Annotated in this window: 15 protein-coding genes; 5 read left to right on the top strand and 10 right to left on the bottom strand. The window is 69.5% G+C overall.

Annotated features, from left to right (window positions below):
• Positions 1–6: 6 nt before the first annotated feature.
• Positions 7–291, bottom strand: coding sequence for a YerC/YecD family TrpR-related protein (locus tag ACIQC9_RS11010; RefSeq protein WP_400615696.1), 285 nt, complete (start codon positions 289–291; stop codon positions 7–9).
• 81 nt (positions 292–372) lie between these two features.
• On the opposite strand from ACIQC9_RS11010, the gene ACIQC9_RS11005 reads away from it, so the two are divergent.
• The 3 genes from ACIQC9_RS11005 to ACIQC9_RS10995 all read left to right on the top strand — a co-directional run bounded on the left by ACIQC9_RS11005 (position 373) and on the right by ACIQC9_RS10995 (position 4,786).
• Entirely contained in the window at positions 373–1,578 is a 1,206-nt protein-coding gene (locus ACIQC9_RS11005; protein ID WP_400615695.1) for an NAD(P)/FAD-dependent oxidoreductase, read from the top strand.
• Between the two features lie 108 nt (positions 1,579–1,686).
• Positions 1,687–3,999: a TonB-dependent receptor gene (locus ACIQC9_RS11000; protein ID WP_400615692.1), complete on the top strand. Its 2,313-nt coding sequence runs from the start codon at positions 1,687–1,689 to the stop codon at positions 3,997–3,999.
• A gap of 109 nt (positions 4,000–4,108) precedes the next feature.
• Positions 4,109–4,786 carry a Fe2+-dependent dioxygenase gene (locus tag ACIQC9_RS10995; protein WP_400615689.1) on the top strand — a complete coding sequence of 226 codons (678 nt, stop codon included), beginning with the start codon at positions 4,109–4,111 and terminating at the stop codon, positions 4,784–4,786.
• Here ACIQC9_RS10995 and ACIQC9_RS10990 read toward each other — a convergent pair.
• The 7 genes from ACIQC9_RS10990 to murC form a co-directional block, all read right to left on the bottom strand.
• On the bottom strand, positions 4,783–5,721 hold the full coding sequence (locus ACIQC9_RS10990) for an FAD:protein FMN transferase (RefSeq protein WP_400615687.1): 939 nt from the start codon (positions 5,719–5,721) through the stop codon (positions 4,783–4,785). The genes ACIQC9_RS10995 and ACIQC9_RS10990 overlap by 4 nt on opposite strands.
• Before the next feature lie 161 nt (positions 5,722–5,882).
• Entirely contained in the window at positions 5,883–6,695 is an 813-nt protein-coding gene (locus tag ACIQC9_RS10985; RefSeq protein ID WP_400615685.1) for a DUF4198 domain-containing protein, read from the bottom strand.
• A 10-nt stretch (positions 6,696–6,705) separates the two neighbouring features.
• On the bottom strand, positions 6,706–7,218 hold the full coding sequence (locus ACIQC9_RS10980; RefSeq protein ID WP_400615682.1) for a DUF2271 domain-containing protein: 513 nt from the start codon (positions 7,216–7,218) through the stop codon (positions 6,706–6,708).
• Positions 7,219–7,235: 17 nt separating this feature from the next.
• Positions 7,236–7,895, bottom strand: a complete 660-nt coding sequence (locus ACIQC9_RS10975) for a PepSY-associated TM helix domain-containing protein (RefSeq protein ID WP_400615680.1) — start codon at positions 7,893–7,895, stop codon at positions 7,236–7,238.
• A gap of 52 nt (positions 7,896–7,947) precedes the next feature.
• Positions 7,948–9,972 (bottom strand): TonB-dependent receptor, encoded by a 2,025-nt coding sequence (locus tag ACIQC9_RS10970; RefSeq protein WP_400615678.1) that lies wholly within the window; start codon positions 9,970–9,972, stop codon positions 7,948–7,950.
• A 35-nt stretch (positions 9,973–10,007) separates the two neighbouring features.
• A complete protein-coding gene (locus ACIQC9_RS10965) occupies positions 10,008–11,612 on the bottom strand; it encodes an ATP-binding protein (RefSeq protein ID WP_400615676.1) in 1,605 nt (534 codons plus the stop codon).
• 105 nt (positions 11,613–11,717) lie between these two features.
• Positions 11,718–13,241 carry a UDP-N-acetylmuramate--L-alanine ligase gene (gene murC, locus ACIQC9_RS10960; RefSeq protein ID WP_400615674.1) on the bottom strand — a complete coding sequence of 508 codons (1,524 nt, stop codon included), beginning with the start codon at positions 13,239–13,241 and terminating at the stop codon, positions 11,718–11,720.
• A 64-nt stretch (positions 13,242–13,305) separates the two neighbouring features.
• Between murC and ACIQC9_RS10955 the strand changes: the two genes are divergently transcribed.
• Positions 13,306–14,157 carry an LD-carboxypeptidase gene (locus tag ACIQC9_RS10955; RefSeq protein ID WP_400615672.1) on the top strand — a complete coding sequence of 284 codons (852 nt, stop codon included), beginning with the start codon at positions 13,306–13,308 and terminating at the stop codon, positions 14,155–14,157.
• A 52-nt stretch (positions 14,158–14,209) separates the two neighbouring features.
• Positions 14,210–15,172 (top strand): aspartyl protease family protein, encoded by a 963-nt coding sequence (locus tag ACIQC9_RS10950; protein WP_400615670.1) that lies wholly within the window; start codon positions 14,210–14,212, stop codon positions 15,170–15,172.
• On the opposite strand, the gene ACIQC9_RS10945 is transcribed toward ACIQC9_RS10950, so the two are convergent.
• Together ACIQC9_RS10945 and proB are read right to left on the bottom strand one after the other, a co-directional pair.
• Positions 15,169–16,431, bottom strand: coding sequence for a glutamate-5-semialdehyde dehydrogenase (locus ACIQC9_RS10945; protein ID WP_400615667.1), 1,263 nt, complete (start codon positions 16,429–16,431; stop codon positions 15,169–15,171). The genes ACIQC9_RS10950 and ACIQC9_RS10945 overlap by 4 nt on opposite strands.
• Positions 16,428–17,561, bottom strand: a complete 1,134-nt coding sequence (proB, locus tag ACIQC9_RS10940) for a glutamate 5-kinase (protein ID WP_400615664.1) — start codon at positions 17,559–17,561, stop codon at positions 16,428–16,430. Before proB ends, ACIQC9_RS10945 begins: the two co-directional genes overlap by 4 nt.
• Positions 17,562–17,584: the final 23 nt, after the last annotated feature.

Raw genomic sequence — 17,584 nt, 5'->3', positions numbered from 1 at the left:
GGGTACTCAGACTTTCAATCTGTCCAGCACCAGGCGGTAGCCCTGATGCGGCATTTCCTTGAGGAAGCGGGCGACCCGCACGACCGTGGTCGGGCTGGCGTGCGCCTCGGCGGCGATCTCGCGATAGGACTTTCCGCCCCCATCGAGCAGGCGCGCGACCTCCCAACGCTCGGCGAAGGCGCGCAGTTCGGACGGCGTGCACAGGTCGGTCAGAAAGGCGTCGACCTCAGCCCGCGTCTTGAGGGACAGCAGGGCGTCGTAGAGGGCGTCGCGGGCGGGCGGCTTCGTCATGCGTGTTCCACTATGCTGTAACATTGGAACGGTCAAGCGCGGATATGGCGCCCGGGCCCGCTTCGCTCTATCTGCGGCGACATGACAAAGGTTCTCATCATCGGCGCGGGCCATGCGGGCGGATCGGCGGCGGCGTTCCTGAGGCAGTACGGGCATGAAGGCCCGATCGTGCTGGCGGGCGAGGAACCGGCGGCGCCGTATCAGCGGCCGCCGCTGTCCAAGGCGTGGCTGAAGGGCGAGGCCGGGCTGGAGGATCTGCTGCTGCGGCCCGAGAGCTTCTATGGCGAGCAGAATATCGAGTTGCGTACCGGGGTGACCGCGACGGCGATCGACCGGGAGGCGAAGACGGTCACGTTCGCGGACGGGACGGTTGAGAGCTATGACGCGCTGATCCTGGCGACGGGATCGACGGCCCGGAGGTTGACGATACCGGGCGCGGACAGGCCGGACCTGCTGGAGCTGCGCACGCTGGCGCACGCCGAGGCGCTGAAGGCGGCGCTTGGGCCGGGCCGGCGGCTGGCCATCGTCGGCGGCGGCTATGTGGGGCTGGAGGCCGCGGCCTCGGCGCGGGCGCTCGGCGCGGACGCTGTGGTGATCGAGCGGACGGACCGGGTGCTGGCGCGGGTGGCGTCGAAGACCCTGTCGGACTTCTTCACCGCGTATCACCGCAAGCACGGGGTCGAGATCCTGACCTCGGCGGAAGTCACCGGGTTCGAGGACGACGGCGTGCGTCTGGCGGGCGGGCGGCTGGTCGAGGCGGACGCGGTGCTGGTCGGCGTTGGGGCTCTGGCCTGCGATGCGCTGGCCCGGGCGGCGGGTTTGTCCTGCGACAACGGCGTGGTGGTGGACGAGTCCGCGCGGACATCCGACCCGGCGATCTATGCGATCGGGGACATGACCCATCGGCCGATCCCGGTTCACGACGGGCGCATGCACCGGCTGGAGAGCGTGCCCAATGCGCTGGAACAGGCCAGGCAGGCGGCGGCGGCTATCGTCGGCCGGGCCGCGCCGACGCCGGAGGTGCCGTGGTTCTGGTCGGATCAGTACGACCTCAAGCTCCAGATCGCCGGCCTGCCCGACGGCGCCGACCGTCAGGTGGTGCGGGGAGATGTCGAAGCGGCGAGTTTCGCGGTCTTCCATCTGGCCGGGGATCGCATTGTGTGCGTCGAGGCGGTGAATGCACCGGCCGAGTTCATGGGCGGGCGATTGCTGATCGGGAAGAAGGCGGCGGTCGATCCGGAAAGACTGGTTGACCCGGCGGTGCCGATGAAGGCTGTCACGGCCTGACGACACCGCCAGAATAATTCTGAGAATGTGTCGCAAAAACATTTGCGGCCCACGGCAGAGGTGCTAATGCGAGCCGCTCGCAAGTCACCTCCTCCGGATTTTCAGATCATGACAACCCGCGCCGACACCCTCCGCGCCCTGCTGTTCGCCTCCAGCGCCGCCGGCATGTTGATGGCCCAACCGGCGCTGGCCGGGGACCCGGCCGTCGTTGCGGAGCCGCAGGGCGGCGGCGCCGATGCGCAGGACCCGACAGACCTCGGCACCGTCAACGTCGACGGCAAGCGCGCCGAGCGGAAGCCGCAATCGCCGGAGTTCACGGCGCCGCTCGTCAACACGCCTCGCGCCGTGACGATCATCCCGCAGCAGATCATCGAACAGACCAACGCCATGTCGCTGCAGGACATCCTGCAGAACTCGCCGGGCATCAGCTTCGGCGCCGGTGAGGGGGGACAGCCGCTGGCGGACCGCCCGTTCATCCGCGGGCAGTCGTCGGGCAACAACATCTTTCTGGACGGCGTGCGCGACACGGGCGGCCAGCAGCGCGAGGTCTTCAACCTCGAACAGGTAGAGGTCGTGAAGGGGCCGGACTCGGTCTACTCGGGCCGCGGTTCGGGCGGGGGGTCGATCAATCTGGCCTCCAAGTCGCCACGCCTGCAGGACTTCACCAACTTCGGTCTGGGCGTCGGCACGGACGGCTACCTGCGCGGCGTGGTCGACCAGAACTGGGCGCTGGGCGACAACGCCGGCCTGCGTCTGAATCTGATGGGCGCGCAGGGCGATGTGCCCGGCCGCGACAGCGTCGACTACAGCAAATGGGGTCTGGGCCTGTCGATCGGCGCGGGCCTCGGTCAGGATACGTCCGGGACGTTCAGCTACTATCATCTGACGTCCGACCAGATGCCCGACTACGGCATCCCGCTGTACACCAAGCTGGGTGGCGCGACCGCGCCGCGGCCGGACCCGAGCGGCATTCTGGATGTGCCGTACGACAGCTTCTACGGCCTTGAGGCGCGCGACTATCTGACGAATGAGGTCGACGCCTTCACCTTCGATTTCCGTCACGCCTTCAACGACAATCTGCGCATCCGCAACGTCAGCCGCTACGCCGTCACCCTGAACGACTATGTGGTGACGAACCCGGGCGATGGCGGCAGCGCGGTCAACATCGGGGGCGTCTGGTGGATGAAGCGGGGTCTGAAGAACCGCTGGAACCCGGCGGAGACCTGGGCGAACGTCACGGACCTGACCGGCAGCTTCGCCGGCGCGGGCATGCGGCACGACTTCAACGTCGGGCTGGAACTGGGACGCGAGCGGAACCGCAACGCCTCCTACACCGTCACGACACTGTCCGGTTCAGCCTGCCCCGCGCCGCTGACCGGCTTTGACTGCACGCCCGTCTACGATCCCAACCCGGAGGACCCGTGGACCGGAACGATCGTTCGCGGAGTCGCATCGTCGAACGTGACCGAAACCGTCGGCCTGTATGCGCTGGACTCGATCTCGCTGGGCGAGCGCTTCATCATCAATCTGGGCGTCCGGCACGACATCTACGCCGTCGACGGTCTGAACCCCGCCGCCGCTGTTCCGGCGGACCGCGTCATTCCTCGCCGCGAGTGGGAGTTCACCAACTATCAGGCGGGTCTGGTGTTCAAGCCGACGGCCAGCTCCAGCATCTATGCCTCGTACGCCACCTCCTCGACGCCGCCGACGTTGGCGGCAGGCGACCAGAACGCCGCCGGCGGCACAGGCACTGTGAACGGCGCGACCAATGTCGTGCTGGACCCCGAGGACACTGAAAGCTTCGAGGTCGGCGCCAAGGTCAATCTGTTCGGCGACCGCCTGGCCCTGTCGGCGGCGGCCTACCAGCTGAGCCGCAAGAACGCGGTCATCCGCACCGGCACCGGCGCCAACGACTTCCAGCAGGCCGGCGAGGTCGAGGTGAAGGGCGTCGAGCTGGGCGTGTCCGGCAACATCACCCCGAACTGGACCGTCTTCGGCGGCTACAGCTGGACGGATTCCGAACTGGTCCGCGGGGCCTGCACGGTGACCGGCACGCCGCCCGTCTGCGTCCCCAGCCTGTTCGAAGGCGATCCGCTGGCCAATACGCCCGAGCATTCGGCCAGCCTGTTCACAACCTACCGGGTCACGCCGCGTCTCGCACTCGGCGGCGGCGTCTACTACGTCGGCGAGACATTCGGCGGGAATCAGGGCGGCGCGGGCGGCGGCGGCAACCGGATCTACATGCCGGAGTGGACGCGTCTGGACCTGTTCGCCTCCTACGACGTCAACGAGCGGTCCAGCCTGCAGCTGAACGTCAAGAACGCTACGGACGAAGAGTACATCATGCGGACCAACGGCGTGCACCACGCCGACGTCGCGCCGGGAGCCCAGGCCATCCTGACCCTGAACCTGCGCTACTAGGTTCCATCCCCGGACCGGTAGCGACGGCTGTCCGGGGTCCAGATCTGCTCTGGGCCCGGACGATCGTCCGGACTTGGCGACCGGCGCATAAGCGGCCAAGGATGACGCCATGCTGCTGCACATACCCGGCGTGTTCACCAGGGACGAGGTCGCGAGCCTGAGGGCGCGGCTGGACGCCGGGCCGTGGGCCGACGGCAATGCGACGTCCGGCCACCAGTCTGCGACGGCCAAGGTCAACCGCCAGCTTCCCGAGGAGTCCGTCGAGGCGCGCGAGATCGGCGGGCTGGTGCTGCAGGCGCTGAACGCCAATCCGATGTTCGTATCGGCGGCCCTGCCCCACACGATCTTTCCACCGCTGTTCAACCGCTATGAGGGCGGCGAACATTTCGGGGTGCACGTGGACAACGCCATCCGCCAGCGGGGCGCGGTGCGTATACGCAGCGACCTGTCCGCGACCCTGTTTCTGGCGGAGCCCGAAGACTACGACGGCGGCGAACTGATCGTGGAAGAGATGTACGGTCCGCAGTCGGTCAAGCTGCCGGCGGGCGATCTGGTCCTCTATCCGTCCAAGAGCCTGCACCGGGTGACGCCGGTGACGCGGGGCGTACGGACGGCCAGCTTCTTCTGGATCCAGAGCCTTATCCGCGACGACGCGGACCGCGAAACCCTGTTCCGGCTCGACGTCGCGATCCAGAGGGTCAGCGCGGACAAGGGGCCGAAGGATCAGGCGGTGCTGGAACTGACCGCCGTCTATCATAACCTTCTGCGACGCTGGGCGGAGGCCTAGCTACCCTCGTCCAGCATGGCTGCGAAGGCGGGCGAGACTGTTTCCACCAGTCCGTCCTGCCTGCGGACGACGATGGCGGCGGCGAGGTGGGTCGCGGTCGCGAATTCCAGACCCTCTTCCGGGCCCATGACGGTCAGGGCAGTGGCCAGCGCATCGGCCTGCAGGGCCGTATCGGCCAGCACCGTGACGCAGGCGACGCCGTTGTCGATGGGCGCGCCGGTGCGGCCGTCGATCGTGTGGCTGTAGGTCCGGTCATAGACCGCATAGTTGCGGACCCAGTCGCCGGAGGTGGCGACGGCCATTTCGAACAGTGCCGCCAGCGTCCGGGGGGCAGGCGAACCGGGCGCCTGCTGCAGCTCGGTCCACCACGGGCGGGCGTCGGGTTTGACGCCCCGGCCGCGCAGCTCGCCGCCGATCTCGACCAGATGGCTGGTCGCGCCAAGTTCGAAGAGGCGGTCGGAGACGCAGTCGACGGCATGGCCCTTGGCGATGCCCGACAGGTCCAGCTTCAGCCCGCCCAGTTGCAGGACCGACCGGTTGGCGCGGTCGAGGCGCAGACGGCTCCATCCGCTGATGGCGCGGGCGGCCGCAATCTCTTCGGCGAAGGGCTCGGTGGGACCGTTCCCGAAGCTGTTCAGGGGACGCGCGCCCGGCGGGCCGAAACCCCACAGGTCGACCAGCGCGCCCAGCGTCGGATCGACGGCGCCGTTGGTGTCGTCGGCGATGTCCATGGCCGCGTTGAGCACGGTCCAGAACTCTTCGGACACCGGACGGAAACCCGGTTCGGCGGCGTTGAAGCGGCTGAGCTCGGATGTAGGGTCCCAGTGGCTGAACAGGGTGATCAGGCCGGCGAGTTCGTCCTCAATGGCGGCCTGATAGAGGTCCCGCTCCTGTCCCGGAACCGGGACGAGGCGCACGGACCATGTCGTGCCCATAGTCTCGCCGGCGAAGTCCCAAACATGGGACGACGGCGGCCGCTCGGGTGTGCGGCCGTGAGTCGGGATCAGGACGCGGTTGCGCTCAGCCGGCCCGGGCGGCTCGCCGCCCACCACAACGGGGGGCGGCGCGGCGCGGCTGGCGCGGGATCCGCCCGTGGTCAGGGCAGGACTTCCACAGCGCCGTTGTACTGGGCGCTGGAGGCCAACTGGGTACCCTCGGCCGGGGTTCGGACCGAGGCGTTGACCCAGTACATGCCCGGTTCCGGCCAGGTGACGGTGAAGGCGCCGTCGGCGCCGGTCTTGACCGTCATCTCTTCCGGATTGTCGCGGTAGCGGGTGCCGCCGCGGGCGATGGTGACGTCGAGGTTCGCGGCCGGCTGGCCGTCACGGACCAGCTTGAAGGTCGCGGCCTCACCGGCGACTAGATCGTTCGGGTGGGTCACCGGGACCAGCTCGATGCCCTGACCGGTCGGGGCCAGCGCGGTGGTCGAGGGCTCGCCGAGGGTGACGAAGGTTTCGATGCGGCTGTTCGAGCGGGTGGCGGAAACGTCGGTCGCGTCGGCCGGAATGTTGGCGGCCATGTCGGCCTCGGCGCCGCGCCAGCGCTTCTGTTCGCCGGCCTGCTTGTAGCTGACCATGACGCCGCTCATGACGTTGGCGACGCGGTACGTCCCCTGCTGCGTCAGGTGCAGGTCGAAGGACGAGCGGTAGCGGGCCTGATTGCGGTTCTCGGCCTCGACGGTCGAGCCGTCGGGTGCGGTGATGGTCAGGCCGTCCAGACGCATGGCGGCGTGGTCCGGGATGAAGACGCCGTTCGACATGCCGGCGTCGAAGCCGACCCAGGCGTCGGTCCCGCTCAGTACGGTCGCGGTGGGGGCCAGCCAGGCGCGGTGGGCCTGGGCCGACATCGGCAGGGCGAGAGTGGCGACGGCGACTCCAAGAGCGAAAGTGCGGGCGATCGACTTTTTCATCTGTGGTTCCTTAGCGGGTGACGGCGACGCTGACGGCGCCCAGTTCGGTGGAGCCCGTGGCGCGGGCGGTGTTGGGCGCTCCCCAACGGAAGGGAACGCGAACGACCTCACGACCGCCCAGCTCGCGGGCCGCCTCGACGACCATCACATAGTCGCCGGCGGCGAGGCCGGACAGACGGGCCCCGGAGACGCGGACCTGATGGGCGCCGGGCGCCTTGGTGGCGCTGGAGACGCCATCGGCCGGCAGGGTCATGCCCCGGCCCCCGCGCCGCCACCAGGTGCGCATGTCCTTGAGCCAGTCCTTGCCGTCGCCCTCATTGTTGGCGGTCTGCTGATACCAGACGGCAAGGGTCCGTACGGCGACGTTGTCGGGCCGCTCGATCCAGACGGCGACATAGGGACGGTGATAGCTCGCTGTGTTCAGGCGGGGCACCGTCACAGAAACCGTCAGATCGGCCGCCAGCGCGGGCGTGGCGACGGCGACGAGGCCGGCGCTGGCGAGGGCGATGTGGGACTTGCGCATGGGCGTTCCGGTTGAGGTCAGTGGATGAAGAACAGGGCGATGACGACCGGGATCAGCACGCCCAGACCCAGCATCGGCCAGGTCAGGGGGCGCCGCCACGCGTGCAGCCAGGTGAGAGCGAAACCGGTGACCGCGAAGACGACGCAGGCCAGGGCGAAGATGTCGATGAACCAGTACCAGACCGGACCGGTGTTGCGGCCCTTGTGCAGGTCGTTGAGATAGGCGACCCAGCCGCGCGTCGTGCGCTCGTGCACCGCCTCGCCCGTGGCGCGGTCGATGGTCAGCCAGCCGTCGCCGCCCGGTTCGGGCAGGGAGACGTAGAGTTCGTCAGCTGTGGTCTCGGTGGGCCGGCCGGCGATCCTGATCTTGAGCGACTCCGAAGCCCAGCGGGCGATGGCGTCGGGCGCGGGATCGGTCGTCTCGTCCGGGAAGGCCGACAGGCGTTCCAGCAATGGCGCGGGCAGTTGCGCCGTCTGTTCGCGCACAACCGGCTCGGCCGGGATCTGCGAGGCGTGGTTCAGGGTGATGCCGGTGATGGCGAACAGCATCAGGCCGATCAGGCTGACGGCGGCCGAGATCCAGTGCCAGGTCTGCATCTGGCGCAGCCAGAAGGCCTTGGCCGGAACGGGGGGCTTCTTCTTCGGCTTGGGTTTGGCGGGAGCGGCGGCATCGGTCACGGTCGGCTTGTGCCGAACTTGCGAACGATTTTCAATAGTGAGTCTGAGAAGATCAGCGCGACAGTCTGACGCCGACGCTGACGGTTCGCGGCGGACCGAAGCCGGTGACGCCGGTTCCGGTCTCCGAAACCTCGATGTCCTCGTCGAGCAGATTGTCCGCGGCGACCCAGACGGCGGCGGTGTCGGTCAGCCGCCAGTCGGCGCGAAGATCGACGGTCAGGCCGGCGTCGAGCACGCGCCTGTTCAGATCATCCTCGAAGCGACGGCTTTCCCAGCGGAGGTCGGTCGCGAGCGAAAGGCGGTCGGTCGTGCGCCACTCCACGCCCGCAGTGGCGCTCCAGATCGGAGCCTGGGCGGGGCGCAGGCCGGTCAGCTGGGCCGCGGACGATCCGCCGTCTACGCGGGCGTCGGTGCCGGACAGGGCGGCGCGCAGGGACAGGGCGTCGGTCAGGTCGAGGCGGCCGTCGATCTCCAGCCCCGTCGCCTCGATGGTCCCGGCGTTCTGGCGCTGGCGCAGCACGCCGCCCGCGGGGACGAAGCCGGCGCGGGGGAAGTTCGCGGGGCCTTCGCCGATCGTGACGTTGACGATGGCGTCCTCGATGCGGGTCCGGAATGCGGTGGCTGTCAGGCTGCCCCGGGCGCCGGTCCACGCCCAGCCGGCTTCGAGGCCTGACAGGACTTCCGGCTCCAGCGCGGCGTTGGCCTCGGTCAGATCGTTGCCGACGCGGAAGGGACGGTGGAGCTCGTTCAGGGTGGCGGGGCGAAAGCCGGTGTAGGCGCCGGCGCGCAAGGACTGGCCGGCGCCGATGTCGCGACGGGCGGCGACACGGGCGCTGACGACCTCGCCGGACCGGTCAGGGTCGGTCTCGTCCAGCGTCGGCAGACCGGTCGCCAGATCGCGTTCAAGGCGACGGCCGTTCTCGTTGCGCCACTGGTCAAGACGCAGGCCGCCGGCGATCAGCCATGGGCCGCCGGTCCATGAGCCCTCGGCATAAAGTCCCGCAACGGACGTCTCGCCGCCCGCCACACGGTCACGGGTGAAGGCGCCGGCCATGTAGCGGAACAGCTCGCGCGTCTCTCCTTCATTGAAGCGGGCGTCGGCGCCGACCTCGCCCTCGATGCGGCCGTCGCCCAGCGGGCGGCTGGCTCGCAGAGCGGCGTTGACGCCCCAGCCGACGGCGGGGGTCTCGAACTGGTCGTTGGCGGGGGTGGTCGTGGCGCGGTCAGCGGCGACGGCGACCGAGGTGTTGGCCAGATCGCTTTCGCGCCGCCAGACCTGTAGCCGCCAGCCGGGGCTCTCGTTTACAGGACGGGCGGCCACGGTGGCGGACAGGGCGTTGCCGCTGGCGGTCACCCGGGCGCCGGACAGGCCGGAGCCCCGCTCTTCCTCGAAGGCTGAAGCGCGGAGAGAGACGACGGCGGTCGAAACCGGGATATCCGCACGAAGGGCGGCGCTGCGGACCTCGAGGTCGAGCGGCGTGTCGGCCGCGCCCTGCGCCGCGCCGCGGACGGGGACGTAGCCGTCGCTGGTTTCATAGAGCGCCGAGCCGACCAGCCGCGCCGGGCCGAGATCGAACCCGCCGGAGGCCGAGGCGCGGGCGCCGCCGCGTTCGGCGATCGAGGCGTCGACGGCGTAACCCGTATCCCGCTCGCGTAGCTGGATCACGCCGGTCAGCGCGCCCGCGCCGTAGGGCCCGGCGCCCGAGCCGCGAACGATGTCGAGGCCGTCGAGGCTTTCGGTAGGGACCTGCGACCAGATCACCCAGCCGCCGAACGGATCGTTCAGGGGCACGCCGTCCAGAGTGACAAGCGTCCGGCCCGCACCCGACGGCGCGATGGCGCGCAGGGATATGCCCTGCGTTGTCGGATTGGCCGACAGGCTGGAGGTGCGCCGGAACAGGGAGACGGCGGGCACGGTGGCCAGCGCCTCGTCGAGTCGCTGCTGTGGACCCAGATCGTCGCGATCCAGCCGGATGACGGAGAAGGCCGCCTCGCCGGCGGCGGGGGGCAGGCGTGCGCCCGTGACCACCACCTCTGACAACTGGACGGGTTCGGGCGGCGGAGGCGTCTGGAACATCGAGCGCTACAATACGCAGGCCCCGGGGCGGTTGCCTATGCGGCCTCGGACAGACCGTCGCGGGCCATGACAAGGCGGATGGCGTTCAGCAGGGCGTCGGGCTGGATCGGCTTCTGGGCGACGCCGTCCATGCCGGCGGCGAGATATTCCACCTCATCGCGCGGATCGGCATTGGCGGTGAGCGCGAGAATCGGGACCGCCGCGACCGGCGTCGGCAGGGCGCGGATGGCGCGGGCGGCGGTCACGCCGTCCATGACCGGCATCTTGATGTCCATCAGCACCAGATCGAAGCCGCCCGCCTGAACCCGCTCGACCGCCTCCTGTCCGTTCTCGGCCGTTTCGGAGGTGCAGCCGAACAGGGTCAGGACCTGTGTGGCGACGAAGCGGTTGGTCGCGTTGTCGTCGACCACCAGCACGTGAAGGGTGTCATGGGACGTCGGCTCCGCGATGGCGGGGGCGGGTGCGCGCTGGTCCGCCGGCGCCTCCGGCAGGGCGAGAGCGAAGCGGAAGCGTGCGCCGCCCTGTGGCGAGCGGCCGACCTGAATGCGGCCATCCATGCGTTCGACGATCTGGCGGCAGATCGACAGGCCCAGACCGGCGCCGGCGCCCTCGCGGCCGGCCTGACCGGTGTTGAAGGGATCGAAGATGGTGCGGGCCGCTTCGTCGCTGACGCCGGGGCCGCTGTCGTCGACGGTGCCGACCAGGGCGATGGCGCCGTCCCGACGTCCGGCGGCTACGTGCACCACGACCTCGCCGGCGCGAGTGAACTTCAGCGCGTTGCCGATCAGATTGTTGAGCAGCTGTTTCAGGCGCATCTCGTCGCCCATCACCCAGTCGGCCTCGTCCGAGGTCTCGCAATCAATGCGCAGCGACAGGGACTTCTCCTGCGCGCGCGGCCCCCACAGGGCGTTCAGGTCGGCGGCGAGGGCGGTCAGATCAACGGGCGCGGTCTCGAAGCTCATCAGCCCGGCCTCGGCGCGCGACATGTCCAGCGCGTCGGTCAGCAGGCGGAGCAGGCTCTGGCCGCTGTCGAGGATGGCGCGGACATAGGGACGCATGCCGTCCTGCGTCAGCTCGCGTTCCATCAAGGCGGCAACGCCCAGTACTCCGTTGAGAGGGGTGCGGATCTCGTGGCTCATCACCGCGAGGAACTCGGACTTGGCGCGGCTGGAGGCTCGGGCCTCCTGCTCGGCGCGGGCCAGTTCGCGGGCGAGGGTGCTCATCGCCTCGGCGCGACGGCGGTGGATGGCGCTGCCCGCCTGAAGGACGTTCACCCCGGCCCCCACGCCCGCATAGCGCCCGCCCGAGGTGACGACGAAGCCGTTCAGCAGGCCGCTGAGGTTCGTGGCGTCCAGATCCTGAAACAGGCTCTCGGCGTCCGTGTCCGCGTCCAGCACGCGGGGTGCGGCGTCCATGAAGCTGGACGCGGGGCGGCGGGCGTAGAGGGCGCGCCCGAACTCGGCCGCCATCTTCAGGGTGAAGGCGTTGCGCTCGATGACGCCGATGGGGCGCCGCCCGGAGTCGATGACCGCGATCGCCAGAGTGTCCGGCTCCACCTGAAAGCGGTCGACAATCACGGCGCCCGGGGTGTCGGGCGACACGGGGGTGATCAAGCTTACGAAGTCGCCGATTCTGGCCATACGCGCTCCACGGAACGCAGGCCTGTTAGTCTCCGGCGCTTAACGCCAGCTTTGCCGTTTGTGAAATTTTTGCGAGCAGTTTCCGAAACTTGCTCCGTTGGCGGACTAGAGTTCGCTGAGCAGTCCGGCGGCGAAGGTGGACAGGGTGTCGTCGCGGGCGCCCATGATGATTATGCGGTCGCCGGGGCGGGCCAGTTCGATCAGGCGGGCGCCGCAAGCCTCGCGCGTCGGCAAGGCCTCGGCCCTGCGACCGGCGGCGCGGATGCCCGAGGCGATGTCTTCCGAACCCACCGAGCGGTCGGTGGTGCCACCGTAATAGACGGGCTCCGGCATCAGCAGGACGTCGTCCTCACGCATCAGGCCGGCGAAGCCGTCTATGAACTCGTCACGCATCAGCTTCAGCGGGCCGAACCCGTGCGGCTGGAACAGGATCAGCAGACGACCGTCGAAGGCGTGCAGGGTCTTGAGCGTGGCGGCGATCTTGTCCGGGTTGTGGGCGAAGTCGTCGATGACGGTGACGCCGTTGGCCGTGCCGACGACCTCCATCCGGCGACGGATGCCGGAGAAGGTTTCGAGGGCTTCGACGGCCTGATCGAGAGGGACGCCGATCGCATGTACCGCGCCAAGAGCGGCAAGGGCGTTCGCGACATTATGGGCGCCCGGTACGCTTAGCGTGACTGAATGATCCCTCCCCCGTTTCGGGGGAAGGTGGGCGGCGGAGCCGCTCGGATGGGGGCTGTCTAAGGGGGTATCGCTTTCAAACGATGAGATGCGGAACGAGCCCCCATCCGTCTCGCTCCGCGAGCCACCTTCCCCCGAGGTGGGGGAAGGGTTGTTGATTAGACGGAACTTGATGCCCGTCGGCAGCGGCTCGAGGTCATGAGCCGAAAGGGTCGCGGCCTCCTCGCCGAGGCCGAAGCTGACCACGCGGTCCGCCGGGAGGGTTTGCGCCAGCGCCGCCGTCTCGGGGTTGTCGAGGTTCAGGACCGCCGTCCGCGCCCGGCCGGTGAAGCCGCCGAACAGGTCGCGGAGTTCTTCCATCGACTTGTGGTCCAGCGAGATGTTGGAAACGACCGCCACGGTTGGCTCGTAGCGGGCGATGGAGCCGTCGCTCTCGTCGACCTCGGACACGAACAGGTCAGGGCCCCCGATCAGGGCGCTGGCGAAGGGATGGTCGGCGTCGACGAAATTCTTCATCACCGCGCCATTCATGACGGTGGGGGCGCGGCCGGTCTGGTGAAGGATCCAGGCGATCATACCGGTGATGGTCGACTTGCCCGAGGTGCCGGCCACGCCGATCGAGGTCGGGGCGGCGTTGAAGATCTGGCTGAGCAATTCGGGGCGGGTGACGATGCGGGCGCCGACAGCCTTGGCCGCGCCGATGTCCGGGACCGTGTCCTCGACGGCGCCGGTGGCGACGACGATCTGGTCGGGCGAGGTGACGCCCGATCCATCCTGGGGATGCAGGGTCACGTCATGCGCTTCGAGCCAGGCGAACTTCTCGGGCGTTCGGCCCTGATCGCGGGACCGGTCCGAGCCCTGGATGCGGTTGCCTCGCGCCTGCACGATCATCGCCAGCGGCAGCATGCCCGAGCCGCCGACGCCGCAGAAGAAGTAGTCTTTCGCCATGACCGGCTGAGTAGAGGCAGCCGACGCCGAGGGGAAGGCTTGGTTCACGCGGGCGGCGCAGACTATGAAGGCGGGTGAAGTTCGGGGAACGCCTGTGAAGATCGGCATCGTCAACGCCAGTTCGCGCTTCAGCCCCGAGCGGGGCGAGGCGGTGGAGGCCTGGTTCGCGGCCAACATCCCGGGCGGCGAGGTCAAGATCGTCTTCCACCCGGCGACCTACGGAAAGCACGGCCACTTCGGCGGCGATGACGCCAGCCGCGCCAACGCTTTCGTCGAGTTCGCCAACGATCCGCGGCTGGACGCGATCTGGTTCGCGCGTGGCGGCTACGGCGCGTGTCGGGTGGCGGATGCGATCCTGCCGCGGCTGAACGCGACGGCGCGCAAGAAGCGGTATCTGGGCTATTCGGACGCGGGCAGCCTGCTGGCCATGCTTTACAAGGCCGGCTTTCCGCATGTGGCGCACGGGCCGATGGCGTCGGACGCAGTGCGGCATGACGAGACGGCGTGGCGGGCGATCAACTGGCTGAAGTCCGGAGACGCCGCTTCGCTCGAGCCCTCGCTACGCGATGATCCGCGTCCTGCGGTCGCGTTCAATCTGGCCATCCTCGACGCCCTGATGGGGACGCATCTGGAGCCGGACCTGACCGGCCATGTGGTGATGATCGAGGAAGTGTCGGAGCCGCTGTACCGCTTCGATCGGATGATGTTTCACCTGACCGCCCAGCCCGGCATGAAGCGCATCGCAGGGCTGCGGCTGGGGCGAGTGTCGGAGATCGTCGAGAACGATCCGGACTTCGGCCAGACGCCGGAGGAGATCGTCCGCAACTGGTGCGCGCGGTCGGGCATTCCCTATCTGGGCGCGGCCGACATCGGACACGACCGGGACAACAAGGTGGTGCCGTTCGGTCCGCGCTGACCGCGACGGCATGGCGCTGGCGCACGGGACCGGCAGCGGCCATGTTCGAGGCGTGAACCGTCGCAACCTCCTGATCCGGGCCGGAACCCTTGTCGCCGTCGTGGGCGGCGCGTGGTGGGCGCGCGAGCATCTTCTGTGGCCCGATCCGAAGCTGGCGTTCGCGGACGGCAAGGCGTCGGCGTGGATGCCCTACGCCCGCCGCGCCAATGTGCCGACGATCAGGGCCCGCATCGGAGGTCGGGACGTTGTCGCGCTGGTCGACACGGGCGCGCAGTATTCCGTCATCGACCGCCGGCTTGTGGCCGCCCTGCCCGCGAACGACCGCAAGATGTTCGAGATGCCGCTGGTCGCCTACGGCGTGGGCGGCGGGACGCAGATGGGCCGGGGCACGACGCTGGTGATCGAACTGGCCGGTCTGGCGATCTCGGGCCTGCGCGCCGCCATTCTGGATCTCGGCCCTCTGGCCACGGCGGAGGGGCTGGATGCGCCGCTGATCATAGGCCGCGATGTGCTGGGGCAGGCGGTGCTGGCGATCGATCCGGGCCGGAAGCATGTGCGGCTGATCGAACGGGCGTCCTTCGTTCCGCCGCCGGATCTGGCGACGACGGCGGTGCGTCGGGACGGCAGCGCGCTGGTCGCGGAAATCTCGGTCGAGGGCGCCGTGCTGGAGGCGGTGATCGACACCGGCGCCTCGTCCATGCTGGCGCTGGATATGGCTTCGGCCCGGGCCGCCGGCCTGATGGACGGTCGCCCGAGCGTGACCGGATCGAGTCTGGTGCTGGGCGGAGCCATGGATGCGGAGGTCGTGACGGCGCGGACCGTCACCTTCGCCGAACAACTGTACGAGCGGGTCCGGGTGGGGGTTTTCGACCAGTCGTCGCTGCCGACCTTTCCGGCCGCCCTGATCGGCATGGAGGCGTTCGTCGGACGTCGGGTCGCCTTCGACATCGGCCAGGGCGCGCTGCACGTCTCGCGCCGACTGGATCTGACGATCGGCGGGCCGGCGGAGCCCTAGGGGCGGGTCTGGCCCGTGCCGCGTACGACGTATTTGTAGCTCGTCAGCTGCTCGGCCCCGACGGGCCCGCGCGCGTGCAGGCGGGAGGTCGAGATGCCGATCTCTCCGCCGAAACCGAACTCGCCGCCGTCGGCGAACTGGGTCGAGGCGTTCCACATGACGATGGCGCTGTCGACGGCGTTGAGGAAGGCCGCGGCCGCCTTGGCGTCTTCGGTGACGATCGCCTCGGTGTGGCCGGAGCCGTAGCGGCGGATGTGATCGACGGCCTCGTCAACGCCGTCGACGATCCGGACGGCGAGGATGGGGGCCAGATATTCGGTGGTCCAGTCGGCGTCGTCGGCGGCCTCGATCGACGGGACGAGGGCCCGGCTGGCGGCGTCTCCACGCAGGGTGCAGCCGGCGGCCTGAAGCGCGTCGGCGACACGGGGCAGCAGCGTCGGGGCGATGGAGCGGTCGACCAGAAGGGTTTCTGTCGCCCCACAGACGGAGACGCGGCGCATCTTGGCGTTCAGAACGATCGCTTCCGCCATGCCCGGATCGGCCGAGGCGTGGAGGTAGGTGTGGCAGAGGCCTTCAAGATGTCCCAGAACCGGGACCCTCGCCTCCGCCTGCACCCGCGCCACCAGACTCTTGCCGCCGCGCGGCACCAGCAGATCGATGGTTCCGTTCAGTCCGGTGAGCAGCGCGCCCACGGCGGCCCGATCCGGCGTGTCGACCAGCTGGACCGCGTCGGCGGAAAGGCCCGCCTCGGTCAGGCCCTCCATCATGGCGGCGTGGATCGCCAGCGAGGAGGACAGGCAGTCCGAGCCGCATCTCAGCACTGCGACATTGCCGGATCGCAGGCACAGGGCGGCGGCGTCGGCCGTCACGTTCGGCCGGCTCTCGTAGATGATGGCCAGTACGCCGATGGGGGTGGAGACACGGGCGATGTCCAGACCGTTAGGTCGCGACGAGCGCGCCAGCTCCCGGTCGAGCGGATCGGGCAAAGCGGCCACCTCGGCCACGGCGGCGGCGATGGCCTCGACGCGCGCGGGGGTCAGGGACAGGCGGTCGATCAGGGCCTCGGACAGGCCGTTGGCGCGGGCCCGGGCGATGTCCTCGGCATTGGCGGCGAGGATGGCGCCGGCATGGGTCCGCAGCGAAAGGGCGCAGGCGTCCAGCGCAGCGGTGCGGGTTTCGGGCACGGCGGTGCGCAGGCCTTCGGCGGCGACGCGGGCGCGGCGGCCCATCTCCAGCATGCGGGCGTCCAGCCCGGTCATCGGTCGTCCTCGAGCACGAGGTCGTCGCGGTGAACGGCGGCCTGCGGTCCCCGATAGCCTACCAGCCCCTCGATCTCGGAGGTCTGCCGACCCTGTATCCGTGTCATCTCGTCGGCGGCGTAGGCGGCCAGACCGATGGCGGCGCGGCGGCCGTCGGGCGTGGAGACGATCACGCTGTCGCCCTTGTCGAAACGACCCTCTACGGCGCGCACGCCGGATGGCAGCAGGCTCTTGCCGGCCCTGAGCGCGGCGACCGCGCCCTCATCGATGATCAGACGGCCGGCGGGTTCGACGCTGCCGGCGATCCACGCCTTCCACGCGGCTATTGGTCCGCCCGGCGCGGTGATCACCGTCGCCCGCGCCCCTTCGGCCACGGCGCTGAGCGGTCGCTCGACGAGGCCGGAGGCGATGACGGTGACGCAGCCGGCCGAGCGGGCGATGCGGGCGGCCTCCAGCTTGGTGCGCATGCCGCCGGTGCCCAAAGCAGTCTCGGCGTTGGCGTCTCCGGCCATGGCCACGATCTGTGGCGTCAGGCTGTCCACGACCGGGATGTGCCGGGCGTTGGCGACCTGTCGGGGGTCGGCGTCGTAAAGGCCATCGACATCCGACAGCAGGATCAGCAGATCCGCCCGGGCCAGTTGCGCCGTGCGGGCAGCCAGCCGGTCGTTGTCGCCGTAGCGGATCTCTTCCGTGGCGACGGTGTCGTTCTCGTTGACCACCGGCACCGCGCCGAACCGCAACAGAGCCTCCAGCGTTGAGCGGGCGTTCAGCCAGCGGCGGCGGCGTTCGGTGTCCTCGCGGGTCAGCAGCACCTGGGCCGGATGCAGGCCGTGCGGTTCGAGCGCGCCCTCCCACGCCTGCATCAGGGAGGACTGGCCAGCGGCGGCGGCGGCCTGGGTTTCATCCAGTCGGACCGACTTCGGCAGGCCGAGCCGGCCGCGGCCCAGCGCGACAGCGCCGGAGGAGACGACGATCACCTCGACGCCCCGCGCCTTCATCTCGGCGATATCAACGGCGAGCGCCGACAGCCAGGCGGCGTTCGGCCGGCCGTCCCGAACGATCAGGGCGGAGCCGATCTTGACGACCACCCGGCGGGCGGCGGCGAGGGCTGTGGCGGCGGACTGGGTCACGTCGTCACCCTGCCAGCCGGTTT

Origin of the sequence: Brevundimonas sp. NPDC092305 (assembly GCF_044755415.1) — a bacterium.
GTDB lineage: Bacteria > Pseudomonadota > Alphaproteobacteria > Caulobacterales > Caulobacteraceae > Brevundimonas.
This window is presented reverse-complemented; position numbering and strand designations above follow the sequence as displayed.

Coding starts and splice junctions, on each gene's coding strand:
- ACIQC9_RS11010 (WP_400615696.1), bottom strand. CDS start 291: ATGACGAAGCCGCCCGCCCGCGACGCCCTCTACGACGCCCTGCTGTCC.
- ACIQC9_RS11005 (WP_400615695.1), top strand. CDS start 373: ATGACAAAGGTTCTCATCATCGGCGCGGGCCATGCGGGCGGATCGGCG.
- ACIQC9_RS11000 (WP_400615692.1), top strand. CDS start 1,687: ATGACAACCCGCGCCGACACCCTCCGCGCCCTGCTGTTCGCCTCCAGC.
- ACIQC9_RS10995 (WP_400615689.1), top strand. CDS start 4,109: ATGCTGCTGCACATACCCGGCGTGTTCACCAGGGACGAGGTCGCGAGC.
- ACIQC9_RS10990 (WP_400615687.1), bottom strand. CDS start 5,721: ATGGGCACGACATGGTCCGTGCGCCTCGTCCCGGTTCCGGGACAGGAG.
- ACIQC9_RS10985 (WP_400615685.1), bottom strand. CDS start 6,695: ATGAAAAAGTCGATCGCCCGCACTTTCGCTCTTGGAGTCGCCGTCGCC.
- ACIQC9_RS10980 (WP_400615682.1), bottom strand. CDS start 7,218: ATGCGCAAGTCCCACATCGCCCTCGCCAGCGCCGGCCTCGTCGCCGTC.
- ACIQC9_RS10970 (WP_400615678.1), bottom strand. CDS start 9,972: ATGTTCCAGACGCCTCCGCCGCCCGAACCCGTCCAGTTGTCAGAGGTG.
- ACIQC9_RS10965 (WP_400615676.1), bottom strand. CDS start 11,612: ATGGCCAGAATCGGCGACTTCGTAAGCTTGATCACCCCCGTGTCGCCC.
- murC (WP_400615674.1), bottom strand. CDS start 13,241: ATGGCGAAAGACTACTTCTTCTGCGGCGTCGGCGGCTCGGGCATGCTG.
- ACIQC9_RS10955 (WP_400615672.1), top strand. CDS start 13,306: ATGAAGGCGGGTGAAGTTCGGGGAACGCCTGTGAAGATCGGCATCGTC.
- ACIQC9_RS10945 (WP_400615667.1), bottom strand. CDS start 16,431: ATGACCGGGCTGGACGCCCGCATGCTGGAGATGGGCCGCCGCGCCCGC.